Here is a 17,448-nt window from a genome sequence, read left to right as displayed (position 1 = left end):
CGAGATCCAGAAAACGTCCGCGCGGTGGGACCGATCTGGGGAAGTAGCGCCCACACTAATGACCCTGCAAAGCGGGTGACAAGGAAACGGCGGCACCCGGGCAGGACTCGCTGCTTCACACCGGGTGCCCCTGTCCGCCGGCAGGGGTTCGACGTAGAATGCTCGGACCTGCGCGTGCGTGCCGAGGCAAGGGCCCGGCGGCCTGCGGGGCCGAGCGAGAGGTGCCGCCATGAGGGATCCCGACCGGCCTGCGTGGTGGACAAACGCCGTCGTCTACCAAATTTATCCTCGAAGTTTCGCCGACAGCACCGGCAACGGCAACGGAGACCTGGCTGGAATTACGAACAAGCTGGATTACCTCGCAGAGCTGGGTGTGGACGTGATCTGGTTGTCGCCCGTCCACGAGTCACCCCAGTTCGACAACGGGTACGACATCAGCAATTACCGCCGCATTGATTCGATGTACGGTTCGGAGGCAGATTTCGACACGCTTCTGGACGGTATTCATGCCCGGGGCATGAAACTGATCATGGATCTCGTGGTGAACCACACTTCCAGCGAGCACGAGGGTTTCCGCAAGTCTGCGGCACGGCGGGACAGCGAGGAGCGGGACTCCTATTGGTGGCGGGATCCGCGCCCCGGATTCGAGCCGGGCGAACCGGGCGCCGAGCCCAACAACTGGGGCTCCCATTTCGGCGGCTCCGCCTGGACCTACGATCCGGCGACGGAACAGTATTACCTGCACCTCTTCACTCCGCAGCAGCCGGACCTGAACTGGGAGAACCCGCGGGTCCGGGCCAAGGTCCACGCCATGATGAACTGGTGGATGGACCGGGGCGTGGACGGATTCCGGATGGATGTCATTAACTTCATTTCCAAGGACCCGTCGCTGCCCGACGGCGTCGTCGAGCCCGGAGGCGTCTGGGGCGACGGCGCTCCGCACTTTACCTCCGGACCGCGCATCCATGAGTTCCTGCAGGAAATGCAGCGCGCCGTCTTCCAAAACCGGACCGGAGATTATTTGACGGTGGGGGAGACCCCGGGGGCCACTGTGGACCAGGCGGTGCTGTTCACCGATCCGCACCGCGGTGAACTGGACATGGTGTTCCAGTTTGAACACGTAAGCCTGGACCAGCGCCCCGGGAACAAGTGGGAGTACCACGAACTGGACCTGCGCGACCTGAAGACCAGCTGGAACCGCTGGCAGCGGGGGTTGGCGGCAACAGGATGGAACAGCCTGTACCTGGGCAACCATGACCAGCCGCGGCACGTGTCCCGGTTCGGTGATGACGGCGCGTACCGGTATGAATCCGCAACCCTGTGGGCCACCCTCCTGCACCTGCACCGCGGAACGCCCTACGTTTTCCAGGGCGAGGAGCTGGGCATGACCAATGCCGGTTTCACCGAGATTGGCGACTACCGCGATGTGGAATCGCTGAACTTCTATGCCGATGCCCTCAGCCGGGGGGCCGAGCGGGAGACGGTACTGCGGGCCCTGCAGGCGATGAGCCGCGACAACGCCCGCACGCCCATGCAGTGGACGGACGGACCCCATGCCGGGTTTACGTCCGGGACCCCCTGGATACCGGTGAACTCCAACTACCGGGACATCAATGCGGAACGGGACCGTGCCTCGGACCGGTCCATCTACCGCTACTACCAGAAACTGATCCGGCTGCGGCATGAATCGGATGTGGTGTCGCTGGGAGACTTTCATCTGCTCGACGCCGAGCATCCGGTGCTTTATGCCTTCCGGCGCAGCCGGGGCGACCAGCAGTTTCTCGTGACCGGCAATGTGTCCGGCGAGGAGCTGGAGCTTCCCTCAAACCTGGGGGCGGGAGACCTTATTCTGGGCAACTACGGTGACGCGGGCGACCCGCACCGGCTGCGGCCCTGGGAGGTGCGCGTCGTGGATATCTCGACCTATGAGAACGGGTAGGCCGTTTCGTCCTCGGTTTCATCATGGCTGGGGCTAAAGTTGCTGCTGTGACAGACAAAGAAATCGCTCCGGCCCGCAATTCCGCTGCCGGGGCTCCGCACCGGACCAGCCCGTCACCCGCGCGGCAGGTCTTGGCTTTCGCGCTGGAAACGGCCCTCCTTTTCGCCGTGGCATACGGGGCCATCAGAGCCTTCCCCGGCTATGAAGCCGTTGCGGCTGTCGCGGCGCTGGCCTGCGGCGTGCTGCTCTGGGGGCTGCTGATGGCACCCCGGGCCAAAAACCGGCTGCCCTGGCCTGCGCTGCCCCTCGTGGCTGCCGGGGCATTCCTGGCGGGAGCCGGAACGTTGATGATGAGCGGGCTCCCGGTGCCGGCGCTTCTGCTGGGCGCAGCCGCTGCCGTCAACCTGGTGTGGGACCTGGTATCCGGGTATCCCGCCGTTGCGGCGCCGGCCAGACCGGCGGGCCGGCGTTCAGCGAAGCGGCGCTGACACTTACCCGGCGGTCAGCGACCGTGCAAACAGCGGCGCCAGCCCGGCGAATCCGGCGCGGCGCACCGCCTCCCGCTGCCGCTGTGCGCCGGTTCCCGTGGATAGCACATGCGCCATGCCGGTCTTGACGAACGGATAGTCCCCGGAATCTTCCAGGGCGGGACGGATGTAGTCCAGCAGGGCGCCCACCTGGCCGGCTGCGGTCCGTCCGAGGTGTCCGCCCCCGTGGCCGTGGTCCAGAAGGTTACCTGCGAGTCCGAACCGCGCTGCCTGCCACAGGCCGACGTCCAGCATCTCCGCATCTGCCCGCGTGCCGGGGCTGCCTTCAGGGTCGGTGTCCTCTTCAGCGAGCAGCGTGGTCACCAGTCCGCGGATCAGCAGCGCCAGCAGAACGGTGTCCCTGGCCTCCAGCTGGGCATCGGCCACCCGGACTTCAACGGTGGGGAAATTGTGGGACAGGCGGGCGATCCAGCCGATGTGTCCGGGGTCCAGGACGACGTCGGTGGCCGTGAGCCGGGCCAGCCTGGCATCGTAGTCCGCGGCATCCTGAAAGAACGGAGGAAAGCCCTGCACCGTCCAGCGGCGGTAGTGGATGATCCGCCAACTCGCGAACCTGCTGTCCCGTCCCTGCCAATACGGGGAGTTTGCGCTGACCGCTCCCAGAGTAGCCAGCCACGGGCGGAGCCCGTTCAGGACCTGCACTCCTTTTTCCCTGGTGGGAACCGCAACATGAACGTGAGTACCGTTTACGTACTGCTCATCTCCGACGCCCCCGGCCATCTCGCCCATCTGCCGGTACCGAACGGTTGCGCTGACCAGCGCCGGTCCCGGCCCGGTCAGGGGAGCGGCCCCGGTCGGAGCGGCGGCAAGTCCCGCCTCGGCGGCGGCAGCAGCCAGGCGTCCGCGGAAGTCCAGCAGGGAAGCCAGCGCTTCCTCCGGCTCGCTGCAGATGGGGGTGGTACTTTCCACCTGGCAGGCCAGGAACTCCGCGGTACTTGTGAAGCTTCCGCCGTCACCGGGGGTCAGGGAACTGATGACCTCGGCCGCGCGGGTGCTCGGCACCGCTGTTCCCGGCTCCGTGAGCAGAAACTCTTCTTCAATACCGAAAGTGACCACGTAGTACCCCTGTTCCGCAGCAGAGAGTCGGGTGGAATGCCTTGAGGCGCCTAAGGGCGGAGCCCCAGATTACATGTGTCCGGGCCTTGGGGGACAGGTACCTCGCGGGACAGGTGCCATGAGGGACAGGTAGTGCCCGGGTTCAGCTGAAGAGCAGCCGTCCCGCCGCCGCGGCGCCGACGCCGAGCACCAGATTGGCGGCGAGGTTCCCCGCAGCCGCCAGGTAGCGACGGTCCATCCAGAGGGCCAGGGTGGCGACGGTCCAGGAACTGAAAGTGGTGAGTCCGCCGGCCAGACCGGCGGCCGCAACCGGATAGCCGCCCGGGTCCAGGGCACCCCGGGTCAGCAGTGCGAAGCAGGCACCGATCAAAAAAGATCCGGCGATGTTGACCAGCAGTGTTGCCGTCGGGAAGGCGGCCCGTCCGGGACGCTGCCGCCGGGCAAACCAGGAGTCCAGGGCAAAACGGACCAGGGCGCCGAGCACGGCAGCCAGTCCCACCCAGAGCGCAGTCACGGGGCAGCCCCGGGGGAACGGCGGCGTCGTGCAGCAGCGGCACCGGCCCGGGATCCCAGCCGGAGTCCCGCGGCCGCGGCGGCCAGGCCGCACACCAGGCTCAGCGCCAGGTAACTGACCCACTCGCCGTGCAGGCCGGTGCCGAGAGGAAGTTCCAGGGAGAGGGCCAGTGCGGAAAACGTGCTGAAGGTCCCCAGGAACCCCGGACCGAGCCCGGCCCGAAGCCAAAAAGGGGCCGGCGCGTGGGAAAGCCACCAGGACGTGAGAAAGCCCAGGGCCAGGGAAGCGCCGGCATTGATGCCAAGCGTGGTCCAGTCTGCGGAGCCGGGTGCCGGCGGGAAAAGGAGCAGCAGCCCGTACCGGGCTTCCGCGCCGGCAAAAGCTCCCGCGGCCACCGCGGTCCAGACGCGCCAGCCCAGGTCAGGACTGGTTGGCTGTGCACCGGGCGGTGCACCGGAGGGCCCGGTCACCGGTGTGGCAGGGGCCCGGAGGATCCTGCCGCGGGAAGCATCCGCCAGGAGAGGGTCAGGTAGGGCAGGTCCACCGGTTCGCCGGGACGGTGGCCCAGATGGTCGAAGAGATACCAGGTCAGGTTGGCCAGGACCTTGCTGCGCACCGATTCGGCCGCCGAAAGGTAGTAGGACCGGGACTTGGCCAGCTCCATCAGGTCCTCCGGGGTCATCGGCTGCGACCAGTGCGTGACATGGGAGGCATCCGGCACAAACTCCGGGCCCACGACCGGCCGGAAACCGGGCCGCAGGACATCGCCGGCGTGGATGATGCGGGAATAGCGGTGTACCCAGGGGACGCTCACGTCCAGCTGGTTCCAGATAAGCCCCAGGAAGCCGCCGGGGCGCAGTACCCGGGCGAGTTCGGTGCTCGCGGCAAGCGGGTCGCACCAGTGCCAGGCCTGGGCGACGGTGGCGGCGTCCGCCGACGACGCCGGCAGTCCGGTGTCTTCCGCCGTTCCGACTCTGACAGGAACTTCCGGCAGCGCCTGCTGCAGCTGGCGGAGCATATCGGCGGAGGGGTCGACGGCGGTGGGCCGGTAGCCCGCGGCAACCAGGGCACGGGTGTATTTGCCCGTGCCGGCACCGATGTCGGCTACGCGGGCGCCGGGTGCTCCGCCGGGGCCGTCAACCCCTGTGAAGAGCCAGCTGACCGCTTCCTGCGGGTATTCGGGACGGATGCGGTCATAGTGTTCTCCGCCGGCCTCGTAGCTGCGGGCCAGCTCGCGGCGCCGCACGGCCTCAAGCCGCGGACCCGGTGTTGCTCCAGCCATGGTCAGAGCAGGTCGTCCAGGCCCGGGTTCAGGCGGTTGAGCACTTCGCTGTGCAGTGCGCCGTTGGTGGCCAGGGCATTGCCGCCGAACGGGCCGTCCTCTCCTTCAAGGGAGGTGAAGCGGCCGCCGGCCTCAGTGATGATCGGAACCAGGGCCGCCATGTCATACAGGTTCAGTTCCGGCTCGCACGCGATGTCCACGGCGCCTTCGGCCACCATGCAGTAGGACCAGAAGTCACCGAAGGCACGGGTGCGCCAGACCGACTCCGTCAGCCCGATGAATTCGTCGAAGTTTCCGCGATCCTTCCAGCCTCCGAGGCTGGAGTAGGACAGCGAGGCATCGGAGAGGCTGGAGACGTTGGAAACCTTCAGCCTGGTGGCAGCTGCCAGCGACCGGCCCATGTACGCCCCGGTGCCCGTGGCGGCCCACCAGCGCTTGCCCAGGGCGGGGGCGCTGACCACGCCGAGGACAGGGACGCCGTCGTCGACCAGGGAGATCAGGGTGGCCCAGACGGGAACACCGCGGATGAAGTTTTTGGTGCCGTCGATGGGGTCGATGACCCAGCGGCGGGGTCCCGAGCCGGTCGAGCCGAACTCCTCGCCGAGGACGGCATCGCGGGGCCGGGCACGGGAGAGCTGCCCGCGGATGGCGTCCTCCGCTGCCTTGTCCGCGTCGGTGACGGGGGTCAGGTCCGGCTTCGTTTCGACCTTGAGGTCCAGGGCCTTGAAGCGCGACATGGTCTGGTCATCCACGGAATCGGCCATGACATGGGCGAGTCGCAGGTCATCGTTGTAGTTCTGAGCGAACGGCATACTGTTCAACTTATCCTTATTCGGCGGGCGCTGCCCGCGATTGGACGGCTCCGGGCCCGGTGCGGCGCCGTTTGGGGCCGGTTTCGGGACGCCGGAGCAGGTACTGCGCAACTCACTGCGCGCCCAGCTCCTTGGCCGAGGCGCGGTTTTCGGTGCGGGTGCCGGAGCTGAGCAGCCGGCGCAGCGATGCCAGCCGGGCCGGGCCCGCAGCGCCGGCCTGTCCCGACTCCACCCACGGATCGAGTCCGCAGTCCCGGGCCTGGTCATCGTGCCGGCAGCCGCGTTCGCAGGTTTCGGTGCCGGGAGCCAGATCGGGGAAGGCCTGCAGGATGCGGTCGGGGTCCACATGCGCCAGGCCGAAGGACCGGATGCCCGGGGTGTCGATGATCCAGCTGCCGGGCGGAGCGTCCAGGACCTTCAGGGCCAGGGCCGACGACGAGGTGTGGCGCCCCCGCCCGGTGACGGCGTTGACGCCGCCGGTGGCGCGGTCGGATCCGGTCAGGGCGTTGACCAGCGTGGACTTGCCGACGCCGGAGTGGCCCACGAGGACCGAGACCTTGCCCTCCAGATGGCCGTGCAGCTGCTGCACGGCGTCGCCCTGCAGCCGGGCCGACAAGCCGTCGTCGGAACGGGCGTCGATGCCCGAGGCGTCGTCGGCTGCCGTGCGGCTGATGATGACGTCCAGGTCCAGGTGCTCGTAGTTCGCCAGCAGCTCCGCCGGATCCTTGATGTCGGCCTTGGTGATGCACAGCAGGGGGGAGATGCCGGCGTCGTAGGCGGCAACGAGGGCGCGGTCGATGAAGCCGGTGCGCGGCTCCGGATTGGCTGCGGCGACCACGATGACCAGCTGGTCGGCGTTGGCGACGACGGCGCGTTCCACCGGATCGGTGTCATCGGCGCTGCGGCGCAGCAGCGTGCGGCGGTCCTGGATGCGCACCAGCCGGGCGAGGGTGTCCGGTCCGCCGGAAACGTCTCCGACCAGCGACACCAGGTCGCCGGCCACCACGGGGTTGCGGCGCAGCTCGCGGGCGCGTGCCGCCGTGACGATGCGTTCGGCGGGGGTGTTCTCGTCCACGACGGCTGTGTAGCGGCCGCGGTCGACGGTGATAATCCGACCCGTTACGGCTTCGTCGTAGGCGGGGCGGTCCTTGGTGCGGGGACGGGAGCCTTTTTTGTTGGGGCGGATCCGGACGTCCGATTCGTCCCAGCTGCCGGTGGAGCGGGGCATCAGCGGAGACTCCCGTCCGTGGCGGCGTCTGCGCGCGGAGACGCAGGTTGCGCAGGTTGCGCAGGTTGCGCGGGTTGCGAGGGGGCAGCGGGAAGTCCGGACGCCGAGGCGGCCAGTTCCTGCCAGAGCTGCGGGAATTCGGGCAGCGTTTTGGCGGTCGTGCCGATGTCCCGGACCAGGACACCGGGCACGGCGAGACCGATCAGGGCGCCCGCCGTTGCCATGCGGTGGTCCGCATAGGTCTCAAAGGTGCCGCCGTGCAGGGGCGCCGGGCGGATGGACAGGCCGTCCGCCGTCTCTTCGGCGTCGCCGCCCAGACGGTTGATTTCAGTGGTCAGGGCAGCCAGCCGGTCGGTTTCGTGGCCGCGGAGGTGGGCAATCCCGCTAAGGACCGAGGGGGAATCCGCCAGGGCACAGAGCGCGGCCACCGTGGGTGCGAGCTCGCTGGTGTCGGCGAGCTCGGCTCCCGTGATCCTGCCTGTTCCGGTGACTGTCAGGGTGCCGCCGGACAGGGTGGCGGTGCCGCCGAGAAGGGGCAGGATCTGCCGCCACCGGTCGCCGACCTGGGCAGTCCGCTCCGGCCAGCCGGCCATGCGGACCCTGCCGCCGGCCACCAGCGCAGCGGCGAGGAAAGGGCCGGCGTTGGACAGGTCCGGTTCTATGGTGACGTCGAAGGCCCGGATGGGACCCGGAGCGACCTTCCATTCGTTCGGCACGGAATCGTCCACGTGAACGCCCGCACCGCGGAGCACGTCTACGGTCATGGCGATGTGCTCGCGGCTGGGCACGGTTGAACCCACGTGGACCAGGTGGAGGCCGTTCCGGAAGCGGGCTCCCGCCAGCAGGAGGGCGGAGACGAACTGGGAGGAAGCTCCCGCATCGATCTCCAGCCGGCCGCCGGCGACGTCGCCGGTGCCCGTCACCGTGAAGGGCAGGGAGCCGGCGCCGTCGTCCTGCACCGTTACGCCAAGGCCCCGGAGGGCGCTGATGGTTGCGGACATGGGCCGAAGGCGGGCGTGCGGGTCGCCGTCGAAGGCCGTGGTCCCGTTTGTCAGGGCGGCCAGCGGCGGAACGAAGCGCATCACGGTTCCCGCCAAACCGCAGTCAATCCGGGCGTCGGAGACACTCCCCGTTTCCAGCGGGCGCACCTCCAGATCCGGGCCGAAGGCACCGTCGCCGTCGACCTCCCTCACCTCGGCGCCCAGCGCCCTCAGGGAAGCGACCATGAGGGCGGTGTCACGCGAGTGCAGGGGGGCCCGGAGCCTGCTGGGCCCGTCGGCCAGCGCCGCGAGGACCAAATACCTGTTGGTCAGGGATTTGGAACCCGGGATGCGGACCTCGGCGTCCAGCGGAGCGTTAACCCGGGGCGCGGGCCAGGGAGAGACTGTCTGCGGTTCGGCGGGGTAGGACATGTGGCTAGGAACCCACAATGCCGGCTGCAGTGGTGCGGACGGTGCGGTTGGCCTTCTTCAGCTGCTTGGCAGCATCCTTCTTCACGGACCGCGACTTGCGGCCGGCGTCCCGGCCCAGGGACGACACGCTGCGGCGGGTGTCGTCAGCCAGGTGGCCGGCCCGCCAGGCGAGGCCCGGACGGCCGTTGGTGTCAACTGCAACCAGCAGGACCGCACCGATAAGGGAGAGGTTCTTCAGCAGGGCTGCGCGGCGTGCTTTGCGCTCGTCGGAGGTGTCGGTTTCCGCGTTCTTGTACTCCACCACTGCGTTCAGGACAGCGGTGCCCGTCAGCAGCAGGCCGGACAGGCGGGGCAGTTTTCCGAGGGCCAGGAGGGCGCCGGCAGCTACCTGCGTGGCTCCGAGGGCCTTGGCCACGAGCTGGGGGTTTCCGGTGACGGAGGCTGCGGAAGGAACCATGCCGCCAACGCGGTTCAGGGTGGGACGCAGCTGTTCAGCGGTCTGATCGGCATCCCGCAGGCGGTCAACCCCGGCTGCAATGAACCCGGTGGCGAGCAGCGGGCGGGCGAGCAAACGGACAACGGACATATTGACCTCCTGGTTGCTGTCCGGACTCGGAATAGCCGGGCAGAATACTCCTAGTTTGGCACTTTTACGGAGCGGGCACATCTTAGGTGACCGGCGGGTTCCGTAACGTCCGGACGGAATAAGCTCCCCGGTCGACGCGTTCAGAGGATAGACGGCATTTACGCCGGCTACTTCAATGCCGTCCCCGGGACACCGGAGGCAGGGCCTTCGGAGTCCGTAAACCAGTGAGGAGACTAAACGTGCCAGTTACCCTGGTCATGCCGGCTGCAGCCGCAGTTGCTTCACCCCCGGTATCTTCGGTTCAGCTAAGAGTGGAGACGGCGCCGCGCACCGTAGACTTGAAACTGATGAGAACTGATGCGCCGGAAGGCAGCCCCCAGGTGGAAGACTCCGAGCTGGATGTCGCTTCCGAATCGGAAGAGGCCCGCAAGATACGTTTCGAGCGTGATGCCATGCAGTATGTGGATCAGCTCTACTCTGCGGCCATGCGCATGGCCCGCAACCCCTCCGACGCCGAGGACCTGGTGCAGGAGGCCTATACCAAGGCATTCTCTGCCTTTCACCAGTATCGTCCGGGCACCAATCTGAAGGCCTGGCTGTACCGCATCCTGACGAATACGTACATCAACCTGTACCGAAAGCGCCAGCGCGAGCCGCTGCAGGCCAATTCGGACGGCGTGGAGGACTGGCAGCTGGCGCGTGCCGCCGAGCACAGCTCCACCGGGCTGCGTTCGGCAGAAGCCGTGGCGCTGGACCACCTTCCGGATTCGGATGTAAAGGATGCGCTGCAGTCCATTCCGGAGGAATTCCGGTTGGCCGTCTATTTCTCCGATGTGGAGGGATTTGCGTACAAGGAAATCTCGGAAATCATGAATACGCCCATCGGAACCGTTATGTCACGCCTTCACCGGGGCAGGAAAATGCTCCGCGAATTGCTTGCTGAATATGCGCATGAACGCGGTATCCGCGGCAAGTCGGCTCCTGCTGCTGCAGGTGCCTCACAGAACAAGAAACAGGGGAACACGCTATGAGCGATTGCCAAAGCCTGGGCGATTGCGAGGATGCCCGCATCGAACGGCTCTATGAATACTTGGACGGCGCGCTGTCCCACAAAGACATCGTTGAGATCCAGGAGCATCTGGACGGATGCCCCGAATGCGCCGAGGAACACGACCTCGAGTGCGTCATCCGGTCCGTCGTCAAGCGTTCCTGCACAGAAGCCGCCCCGGAAACTCTCAAGGCCAGCATCCTGGACCGGATCAGCCAGATCCAGACCGCCGACCACTAGGCCGCTGTACCAGAAGACAACGCAGTACCAGGAAACAAAAAGAACCCCCGGCAGCCGCGAGGCTCCGGGGGTTCTTTCCTAGTGGCGATGGGCCACACGGTTCGTTCCAAGACTTACGTGTTGGGACGCTTACCGTGGTTGGCGCCGCCGCGCTTACGATCACGACGCTTGCGTGCACGCTTGCTCATAGCTGCCTCCTTCGTTTTGCTGAAAGTTCTGCCCTCCAGTGTCCCACAGGGTGAGCCCGACAACCTAAACCGGGGCCCGGGCACGCGGGGGTTACTCGACGGAACTGCCGGCGGCCATGAGGGCGTTGCGCTGTTCCCTGCGCAGCGCCTGCTCGGCGGGATCCGGCACCGGCGCTGCGGCCAGCAGCCGGCGCGTGTACGGGTCCTGCGGGTACTTCAGCACCTGTTCCGTTGACCCCTGCTCCACCATGATCCCCTTGTTCAGCACTGCGATGTGACTGGCCAGAATTTCCACCACGGCCAGGTCATGGCTGACAAAGAGGCAGGCAAAGCCGTACTGCTGCTGCAGGTCCTGGAGCAGGGCCAGCACGCGTGCCTGGACCGAGACGTCCAGCGCGGACGTGGGTTCATCGGCAACCAGCAGCGACGGGCGCAGCGAGAGGGCACGTGCAATGCCGACGCGCTGGCGCTGCCCGCCGGAGAGCTCGTGCGGGTAACGGTTGCGGAAGCTGGTCGGCAGCTGGACATCGTCCAGCAGGCCTTCCACGCGGCGGTCCAGGTCAGCGCGGGAGAGCTTCTCGTGGAGGAACAGCGGCTCACCGATGGATTCGCCAATGGACATGCGCGGGTTCAGCGAAGCAGCGGGATCCTGGAACACGATGGCGAATTTGCGCCGCAGGGGACGCATCTCCTTGGGGGAGAGGCCCGCGATGTTGGTGCCGTTGATGTCCACGCTGCCGGCGCTGACCGGAAGTAGTCCCGTGACGGCGCGCGCAATGGTTGACTTGCCGGATCCTGATTCACCCACCAGGCCCATGACCTCGCCGGGGTTGATGACGAAGGAGACGTCCGAGACGGCTTTGAAGCCCGGCTGGCGGAAGCGGCCGGGGTATTCAATGGAAACACCGGTCAGCTGCAGGGCAGGAACCACTCCCGCGTCGGGGGTGGCAAGGTCCGCCGACTCCCTCATCACAGCCCGCGGGGCATCGGAGATTTGCAGCGAACCGTCGTCTTCCACCTCCACGGCGGACAGCACTCCGCCGACTTTGGAACCCAGGTGGGGGACGGCAGCCAGCAGCTGCCGGGTGTAGTCCTCACGCGGATTATTGAAGAGCTCGGCCACGGGGGCGGCCTCCACGATGCGGCCCTTCTCCATCACCACTACCTTGTCGGCAAGGTCGGCGACCACCCCCATGTCATGGGTGATCAGCATGACGGCACTGTTCAGCCGCCGGTTCAGGTTCCGGAGCAGCTCCAGGACTTCTGCCTGGACCGTAACATCCAGAGCGGTGGTGGGTTCATCTGCCACGAGCAGGATGGGATCGTTGGCGATGGCGATGGCGATCATGGCCCGCTGGCGCTGGCCGCCGGAGAACTGGTGCGGGTAGGAATCGTAGCGCCGCTCCGGTTCGGGGATTTCCACCATGCGCAGCAGCTCAAGGGCCCGGACCTTTGCCTGGGCCGGCGAAGCATCAGTGTGCTGCTCAATAATTTCCTTGATCTGCTCGCCCACCGTGAGGACGGGATTAAGCGCCGTCATGGGTTCCTGGAAAATCATGGCGATATCGTTTCCGCGGATTTTCCGGAGGGTGGACTGCGGGGCCCCGATCAGTTCCTTGCCCTGCAGCTTGGCGCTGCCGCTGGAGCGGCCGTTGCCCGGCAGCAGACCCAGCAGGGCCATGGAAGACATGCTCTTTCCGGAACCCGACTCACCCACGATGGCCAGGATTTCGCCGGGGTGGACCGTGAAGGAGACGTCCTCCGCAGCCATCACCCACTTGTTGTCGACACTGAACTCGACCCCGAGGCCCGAGACCTCCAGAATCGGGGCCGCGGCTGCCGATGGCGTGACGTCGCTGTACAGGGGTGCCGAACTCATTGCTTGTTCCTTGTCTGTCGGGGATCAAACGCATCCCGGAGGCCGTCACCGATGAAGTTCACGGTGAGGGCAATGGCGACGATGAAGATGCCGGGCCAGAAGAAGAGCCACGGGCGCGTGGTCATGGCGGCCCGGTTCTCGTTGATGAGCTTGCCCAGAGAGGTGTCCGGCGGCTGGACGCCCAGTCCGAGGAAGCTCAGGGCCGTCTCCAGGAGGATGGCGCCTGAGATTGCCAGTGTCGCGGAAACGATGATGACGCCGACGGTGTTGGGCAGGATGTGCTTGAAGATGATGCGGCGGGAGCTGGCGCCAACGGATTTGGCCGCCTCGACAAATTCCTTTTCGCGCAGGGAGAGGAACTCGCCCCGGACGATGCGGGCCAGTCCGGTCCAGGTCAGCAGGCCCAGGAAGATCGCGAACACGACAATTCCGGCCTTGGAGACGATGCTGGCCAGCACTGCAGCCACGACGAGCAGGGGGATGGTGATGATGACGTCGGTGAAGCGCATCAGGACGGTTTCCGTGAAGCCGCGGAAGTAACCGGCCAAGGCGCCGATCACGGTGCCGACGACGGTCCCGACAATGCCGACGATGAACGCGATGGTCAGTGAAATCTGTGCCCCGCGCATGGTCATGGCGAAGTAGTCCCGACCGAGGGTGTCCTGCCCGAAGGGGTGGTTCCCCAGCCCGGTCCACGAGATGGTGGGCGCCCCGCCGTCTTCAAGGGGCATAACCGAGGAGAAGGTGTGCGGCCACCAGCCGGGGATGCGGACCGGGCCGACGGAGAGCCCGATCGAGGTGAAGGCCAGCAGGACGATGAAGATTAGTCCGCCCATGCCCGCGAGAGCGCCCTTGTGGCGGAGGAACCGTTCCCGGACCAGCTGGCCCTGGCTCTTCGCTGCGGTGATTTCCGGATCCGCAGTCACTGCCCGGGTTGCGGGCGAGTCTGCGATGTCCGTTCTCTGGCTTTCCAGAGTCATGCTCGTCAGTTCCGGGCTGCTGCCCTTGCTGCCGGACGGTATTTTCTCAGTCATGGTCTCCGCCTATCAATTCAGGCTAATGCGCGGGTCGAGGAACGCATACGCGATGTCGGCCAGCATGTTGAAGGTCACCGCGGCCACGCCGGTCACCAGGAAGAACGCCATGATGACGTTTGGATCGACGTTGTTCAGGCCTTCCGTGAACATTTTTCCCATTCCGCTCCAGCCGAACACGGCCTCGGTAATGACCGCGCCGCCGAGGACGCCGGCGAAGTCGAACGCCATCAAAGTGGTGATGGGGATCATCGCGTTGCGGAAGGCATGTTTGACGACCACGGACCGTTCGCTCAGGCCCTTGGCCCGTGCCGTCCGGACGTAGTCCTGGTTCATGACTTCAAGCATGCTGGCGCGCGTGTAACGGGTGTACGTAGCGAACGAGATCAGCATGATGGCAATGGTGGGCAGTACCAGGTAGAGCGCATAGTCCAGGTTGATTTCCCAGAAGGTGCCCTGCAGGTTGGGCGTCGATGATCCGGTGGTCGGGATCGGGCGGCCGCCGTTTTTGCGGGCCAGAGACGGATAGGCGCTGAGGAGCGCATCGATAAAGACGAAGAAACCGATGCTCAGCCCGATGACGGCCGTCAGGTTCCGGGTTTGCTTGGCGTACGGCCCGCCGACGAAATGTCCGATGGCGAGTGAGACGAGCAGCGTCAGGACGGTGAGGCCGGCGATGATCGCCCAGTTCGGATCCTGCATCAGCGGCTGGGTAACCAGGTACCCGATGTAGCCTGCGGCTGCGGTGGCAAGTGCCGCGTACAGGATCCGGCGGCGGCGGAACCCCGCCAGCATGGCGGTGATGCCCAGCGCCAGGCCGAAGGCTGTGATCAGGAGGCCCACAGGCCCCAGCCCCGGTGTCTTGAACCAGTTCGTGATGAGCAGCAGGTAGAACGTGAGCGAGGTGGCAACGGCAGCAATGGCGAAGACACGCAGGCGCCGACGCCGGTCGCCGCCGAGGACCACGGACCCGACGATTCCGGCGATGAGTCCTATGACGGCTATGCCCAGATACGACATTTGGGGATTGGCGAGCCAGGTGTTCAGGTCAATCGCCAGGTACTGCTTGAGCAGAGTGGAGAGCCAGAACAGCGGCATGGAGAAGAGCAGGAAAGCAACGAAGGTAATGGAGTAATCGAAGACGCTGTACTGGCGCAGAGCGGTGATCAGGCCGACCGCAACACCGAGCACAATGGCAACGAGGGTGGCGACGACAACGAGCCGGAACGTGGAGCCGATGGCTGTCTGCAGCTGGTCGATGACCGGAGACCCGGCGCGGTTCAGGCCCAGTGTGCATTCGGCGCCGCCGGGAATGATGCAGCGGCCCACTTCCTGCAGCCACAGCAGGTAGCGCACGGCCACGGGCTGGTCGAGGTGGAGCGCCGCAGTGGTCTGGGCGATGCGGGCGTCGCGTTCAGCGCTTTGCAGTTCGAAAAACTCTTGTAGGGGGTCGCCCGAGTTAACGGCCAGCACGAACATCAGCACGGTGGCTGCGAGCAGGATGAAGAACGAGGTCACCGCTCTTTTAAGGATGAAGAAGAACACCGAAGGCTCCTATGGGGATGGTACGAAAAGCCGTTGCGGCACAAAGCCGGGATGGGCAGACCAGTGGTCTGCCCATCCCGGTTTCTAACCGTTACGGCGCGATGCCTTGGTTAGGCCTTCTTGGTCCACTTGAAGGCGTTCCAGGTCACGCCGCTCTGGGTGGGGTTGTACTCCACGTTCTCCATGCCGGAGTTGTGGGCAACAATGTCGGCCTGGGTGTAGAGAACGACGTTGTAGACGTCCTTGGCCAGTTCCTCTTCGAGTTCCTTCTTCAGTTCCAGCACCTTGTCGGCTTCAGTGGTGCGGGCAATTTCGTCCCACAGCTCGTCAACCTTTTCGCTCTTGAACTTGCCGTAGTTCTGGACACCCTCGGAGTCATAGATCGACTGCGCGCTGGCTACCAGGCCTGAACCGGCCCAGCCGAAGATTGCTGCATCCCAGGAGCCGAGCTCGTCGAGCTTCTTGGTCCACTCGGCGTCGGGGGTGCCGATGATGTTGAAGCCGGCCTGGTCGCAGGAATCCTTGATCAGGGCAGTGATGTCGGCGCGCACCTGGCTTGCCGAGGAGTACAGCATGCGGACGTCAACGGGAGCGGTCTTGCCGGCCTCTTCCATCAGCGCCTTGGCGCCTTCGAGGTCAACCTCATCGTATTCGCTGGCGGCCGGGGCTGCTTCAAGAACTTCGTCGTACTCCGGCTGCGACTGCTGGAAATCGCGCAGGTTCAGCACGGTGGCCTCCGGGTCGACCGGCTTGACGAACTTGTCCACGATGTCCTGGCGCGGAACGCACTTGGAGAAGGCCTGGCGGACCTTGAGGTCCTTGAACACGCCGTTTTCGGACTGGTCAAGGTCAATGTGGGTGAACGTCATGCCCGTACCGGTGACCATGGAAACGGACTCACCGATGGCTTCGATCTGGTCCTTCGTGTCACCGGTGGGACCGGACGGTTCAATGACGTCCACGTCGCCGTTCTGCAGCGCCTGAACGGCTTCGGTGTCTTCGATGGTCTTGAAGACAATGCTGTCGGTGGCGCCCTGGCGCTCTTCGCCCCAGTACTCCTCGTTCTTGGTCAGCGTGAGGTTCCCGCCGGCCGCGTTGTCGAGCTTGTACGGGCCGGAGGAAGGAATCAGTGCTGCGTCGGGAAGCGAGGGGAGGCCCTCGGCATAACCCCAGCCGGTGTTCCAGAACTCGGCGACAGGCTTCAGGGAAGCAAGGTTGTTGTCCTGGATCGCAGCGACGAGTGCCTCGCCGTCGTTTTCAACGCTCAGGCCGCCCTGCTCCGCCGCAATATGGGCGGGCATGAGGGAGCCGATCATCAGGTTTTCCCAGTCGGCGTAAGGAGTCTCGTAGACGTACTCGAACTCCTTGGCCCCGGCTTCGCCCTCGGGCATCGTCAGGTATTCGTAGCCGTTGTTCGAGGAGGGCTCGAAGATTTCCGCTTCGCCCTCGAGGACCTTGCCGGAGAAAGCCGCCCAGTTCAGCAGGACGTCGTCGAAGTCGATCGGCGTGCCGTCGGACCATACGGCGTCCTCGTTGATGGTGTACTTCACGGTCAGGGGATCGTCACTGACCTTTTCGAAGGTGCCGAACTCCTCGTTGCGGATGACGCCTTCGGGGCTGTACTCCGAGAAGTTGCTGTGCACCAGGTTGTCCACGTAGGTGTTGTACACGCTGTTGGACTTGGACGTTCCGCCGTTGTAAAAGTCCGGTGCCTGGCTGATGGCTACGGAAATGGACGACGCGAGGTTGGCGTCCTCCGTGGTGTCGGATTCGGCGGTTTCGCCGCCTCCGGCTGAGCCGCAGGCGCCAAGGAAGAGGGCTCCCACGGAAAGTGCGGCAAGAGTTGCCGTGCGCTTAGTACGCATTCGTAGTCCTAACTGAGGATGAGTCGTCAGGAACCACCATCGGCGGCTCCCCCAAAGCGGCCGTGATGGCCGCCACATGTTCCGAAAGACTAGCCACTAATTGTTTCGAGTGTGCTAACTGTTAGCGGATGTTAACTGATCGTTACCTGAGGGGCCGGGGGAGCGTGGTGTGCAGGAGTGGTGTGCGAAAGCTCCGGAGGCGGTGAGATCCGCGCCGCGACGGGGGAGAAGGCGCTTTTGGGCCGCCGGCCCGGGGCTGCTCGGGGACCTGC

Annotated in this window: 17 protein-coding genes; 4 read left to right on the top strand and 13 right to left on the bottom strand. The window is 65.7% G+C overall.

Going from position 1 to position 17,448, the window contains the following annotated elements; all coding sequences use genetic code 11:
- Positions 1-229 precede the first annotated feature (229 nt).
- Entirely contained in the window at positions 230-1,939 is a 1,710-nt protein-coding gene (locus M1D40_RS12915) for a glycoside hydrolase family 13 protein (RefSeq protein ID WP_461169080.1), read from the top strand.
- Between the two features lie 47 nt (positions 1,940-1,986).
- Positions 1,987-2,427 (top strand): DUF2568 domain-containing protein, encoded by a 441-nt coding sequence (locus tag M1D40_RS12910; protein WP_461169079.1) that lies wholly within the window; start codon positions 1,987-1,989, stop codon positions 2,425-2,427.
- 3 nt (positions 2,428-2,430) lie between these two features.
- On the opposite strand, the gene M1D40_RS12905 is transcribed toward M1D40_RS12910, so the two are convergent.
- The 8 genes from M1D40_RS12905 to M1D40_RS12870 form a co-directional block, all read right to left on the bottom strand.
- A complete protein-coding gene (locus tag M1D40_RS12905) occupies positions 2,431-3,543 on the bottom strand; it encodes a carboxylate-amine ligase (protein ID WP_461169078.1) in 1,113 nt (370 codons plus the stop codon).
- 142 nt (positions 3,544-3,685) lie between these two features.
- Positions 3,686-4,057, bottom strand: a complete 372-nt coding sequence (locus M1D40_RS12900) for a fluoride efflux transporter FluC (protein ID WP_461169077.1) — start codon at positions 4,055-4,057, stop codon at positions 3,686-3,688.
- Positions 4,054-4,527 carry a fluoride efflux transporter FluC gene (locus M1D40_RS12895; protein ID WP_461169076.1) on the bottom strand — a complete coding sequence of 158 codons (474 nt, stop codon included), beginning with the start codon at positions 4,525-4,527 and terminating at the stop codon, positions 4,054-4,056. Before M1D40_RS12895 ends, M1D40_RS12900 begins: the two co-directional genes overlap by 4 nt.
- Complete coding sequence (locus tag M1D40_RS12890) at positions 4,524-5,339, bottom strand: class I SAM-dependent methyltransferase (protein ID WP_461169075.1); 816 nt, start codon at positions 5,337-5,339, stop codon at positions 4,524-4,526. The genes M1D40_RS12895 and M1D40_RS12890 overlap by 4 nt, the downstream gene beginning before the upstream one ends.
- A 2-nt stretch (positions 5,340-5,341) precedes the next feature.
- Entirely contained in the window at positions 5,342-6,151 is an 810-nt protein-coding gene (hisN, locus tag M1D40_RS12885) for a histidinol-phosphatase (protein WP_341393598.1), read from the bottom strand.
- A 112-nt stretch (positions 6,152-6,263) separates the two neighbouring features.
- Positions 6,264-7,379 carry a ribosome small subunit-dependent GTPase A gene (gene rsgA / locus M1D40_RS12880; protein WP_461169074.1) on the bottom strand — a complete coding sequence of 372 codons (1,116 nt, stop codon included), beginning with the start codon at positions 7,377-7,379 and terminating at the stop codon, positions 6,264-6,266.
- Complete coding sequence (aroA, locus tag M1D40_RS12875) at positions 7,379-8,791, bottom strand: 3-phosphoshikimate 1-carboxyvinyltransferase (RefSeq protein WP_461169073.1); 1,413 nt, start codon at positions 8,789-8,791, stop codon at positions 7,379-7,381. The genes rsgA and aroA overlap by 1 nt, the downstream gene beginning before the upstream one ends.
- Before the next feature lie 4 nt (positions 8,792-8,795).
- On the bottom strand, positions 8,796-9,377 hold the full coding sequence (locus M1D40_RS12870) for a DoxX family protein (RefSeq protein WP_341393601.1): 582 nt from the start codon (positions 9,375-9,377) through the stop codon (positions 8,796-8,798).
- A gap of 347 nt (positions 9,378-9,724) precedes the next feature.
- Here M1D40_RS12870 and M1D40_RS12865 point away from each other — a divergent pair, with 347 nt between their 5' ends.
- On the top strand, positions 9,725-10,408 hold the full coding sequence (locus tag M1D40_RS12865; protein WP_341393602.1) for a sigma-70 family RNA polymerase sigma factor: 684 nt from the start codon (positions 9,725-9,727) through the stop codon (positions 10,406-10,408).
- A complete protein-coding gene (rsrA, locus tag M1D40_RS12860; protein WP_341393603.1) occupies positions 10,405-10,665 on the top strand; it encodes a mycothiol system anti-sigma-R factor in 261 nt (86 codons plus the stop codon). Before M1D40_RS12865 ends, rsrA begins: the two co-directional genes overlap by 4 nt.
- Before the next feature lie 113 nt (positions 10,666-10,778).
- Here the strand turns inward: rsrA and M1D40_RS12855 are convergent, their stop codons facing one another.
- From M1D40_RS12855 to M1D40_RS12835, 5 genes are all read right to left on the bottom strand, one after another.
- A complete protein-coding gene (locus tag M1D40_RS12855) occupies positions 10,779-10,853 on the bottom strand; it encodes a 50S ribosomal protein bL37 (protein ID WP_369299106.1) in 75 nt (24 codons plus the stop codon).
- Positions 10,854-10,944: 91 nt separating this feature from the next.
- Positions 10,945-12,732: an ABC transporter ATP-binding protein gene (locus M1D40_RS12850; protein ID WP_341393604.1), complete on the bottom strand. Its 1,788-nt coding sequence runs from the start codon at positions 12,730-12,732 to the stop codon at positions 10,945-10,947.
- Positions 12,729-13,766 carry an ABC transporter permease gene (locus M1D40_RS12845; RefSeq protein ID WP_461169072.1) on the bottom strand — a complete coding sequence of 346 codons (1,038 nt, stop codon included), beginning with the start codon at positions 13,764-13,766 and terminating at the stop codon, positions 12,729-12,731. Before M1D40_RS12845 ends, M1D40_RS12850 begins: the two co-directional genes overlap by 4 nt.
- Positions 13,767-13,778: 12 nt before the next feature.
- Positions 13,779-15,311: an ABC transporter permease gene (locus tag M1D40_RS12840; protein WP_461169071.1), complete on the bottom strand. Its 1,533-nt coding sequence runs from the start codon at positions 15,309-15,311 to the stop codon at positions 13,779-13,781.
- Between the two features lie 110 nt (positions 15,312-15,421).
- Complete coding sequence (locus M1D40_RS12835; RefSeq protein WP_341393607.1) at positions 15,422-17,176, bottom strand: ABC transporter family substrate-binding protein; 1,755 nt, start codon at positions 17,174-17,176, stop codon at positions 15,422-15,424.
- Between the last annotated feature and the right edge of the window lie 272 nt (positions 17,177-17,448).

The sequence above is a fragment of the Arthrobacter sp. Z1-15 genome (assembly GCF_054792395.1).
The sequence above is the reverse complement of the archived record's forward strand: the minus strand, read 5'-3'. Positions and strand labels throughout refer to the sequence as shown.

What these genes read in the sequence shown, in the direction of transcription:
- M1D40_RS12915 (WP_461169080.1), top strand. Translation starts at nt 230, where the DNA reads ATGAGGGATCCCGACCGGCCTGCGTGGTGGACAAACGCCGTCGTCTAC.
- M1D40_RS12890 (WP_461169075.1), bottom strand. Translation starts at nt 5,339, where the DNA reads ATGGCTGGAGCAACACCGGGTCCGCGGCTTGAGGCCGTGCGGCGCCGC.
- hisN (WP_341393598.1), bottom strand. Translation starts at nt 6,151, where the DNA reads ATGCCGTTCGCTCAGAACTACAACGATGACCTGCGACTCGCCCATGTC.
- rsgA (WP_461169074.1), bottom strand. Translation starts at nt 7,379, where the DNA reads ATGCCCCGCTCCACCGGCAGCTGGGACGAATCGGACGTCCGGATCCGC.
- aroA (WP_461169073.1), bottom strand. Translation starts at nt 8,791, where the DNA reads ATGTCCTACCCCGCCGAACCGCAGACAGTCTCTCCCTGGCCCGCGCCC.
- M1D40_RS12870 (WP_341393601.1), bottom strand. Translation starts at nt 9,377, where the DNA reads ATGTCCGTTGTCCGTTTGCTCGCCCGCCCGCTGCTCGCCACCGGGTTC.
- M1D40_RS12865 (WP_341393602.1), top strand. Translation starts at nt 9,725, where the DNA reads ATGAGAACTGATGCGCCGGAAGGCAGCCCCCAGGTGGAAGACTCCGAG.
- rsrA (WP_341393603.1), top strand. Translation starts at nt 10,405, where the DNA reads ATGAGCGATTGCCAAAGCCTGGGCGATTGCGAGGATGCCCGCATCGAA.
- M1D40_RS12850 (WP_341393604.1), bottom strand. Translation starts at nt 12,732, where the DNA reads ATGAGTTCGGCACCCCTGTACAGCGACGTCACGCCATCGGCAGCCGCG.
- M1D40_RS12845 (WP_461169072.1), bottom strand. Translation starts at nt 13,766, where the DNA reads ATGACTGAGAAAATACCGTCCGGCAGCAAGGGCAGCAGCCCGGAACTG.
- M1D40_RS12835 (WP_341393607.1), bottom strand. Translation starts at nt 17,176, where the DNA reads ATGCGTACTAAGCGCACGGCAACTCTTGCCGCACTTTCCGTGGGAGCC.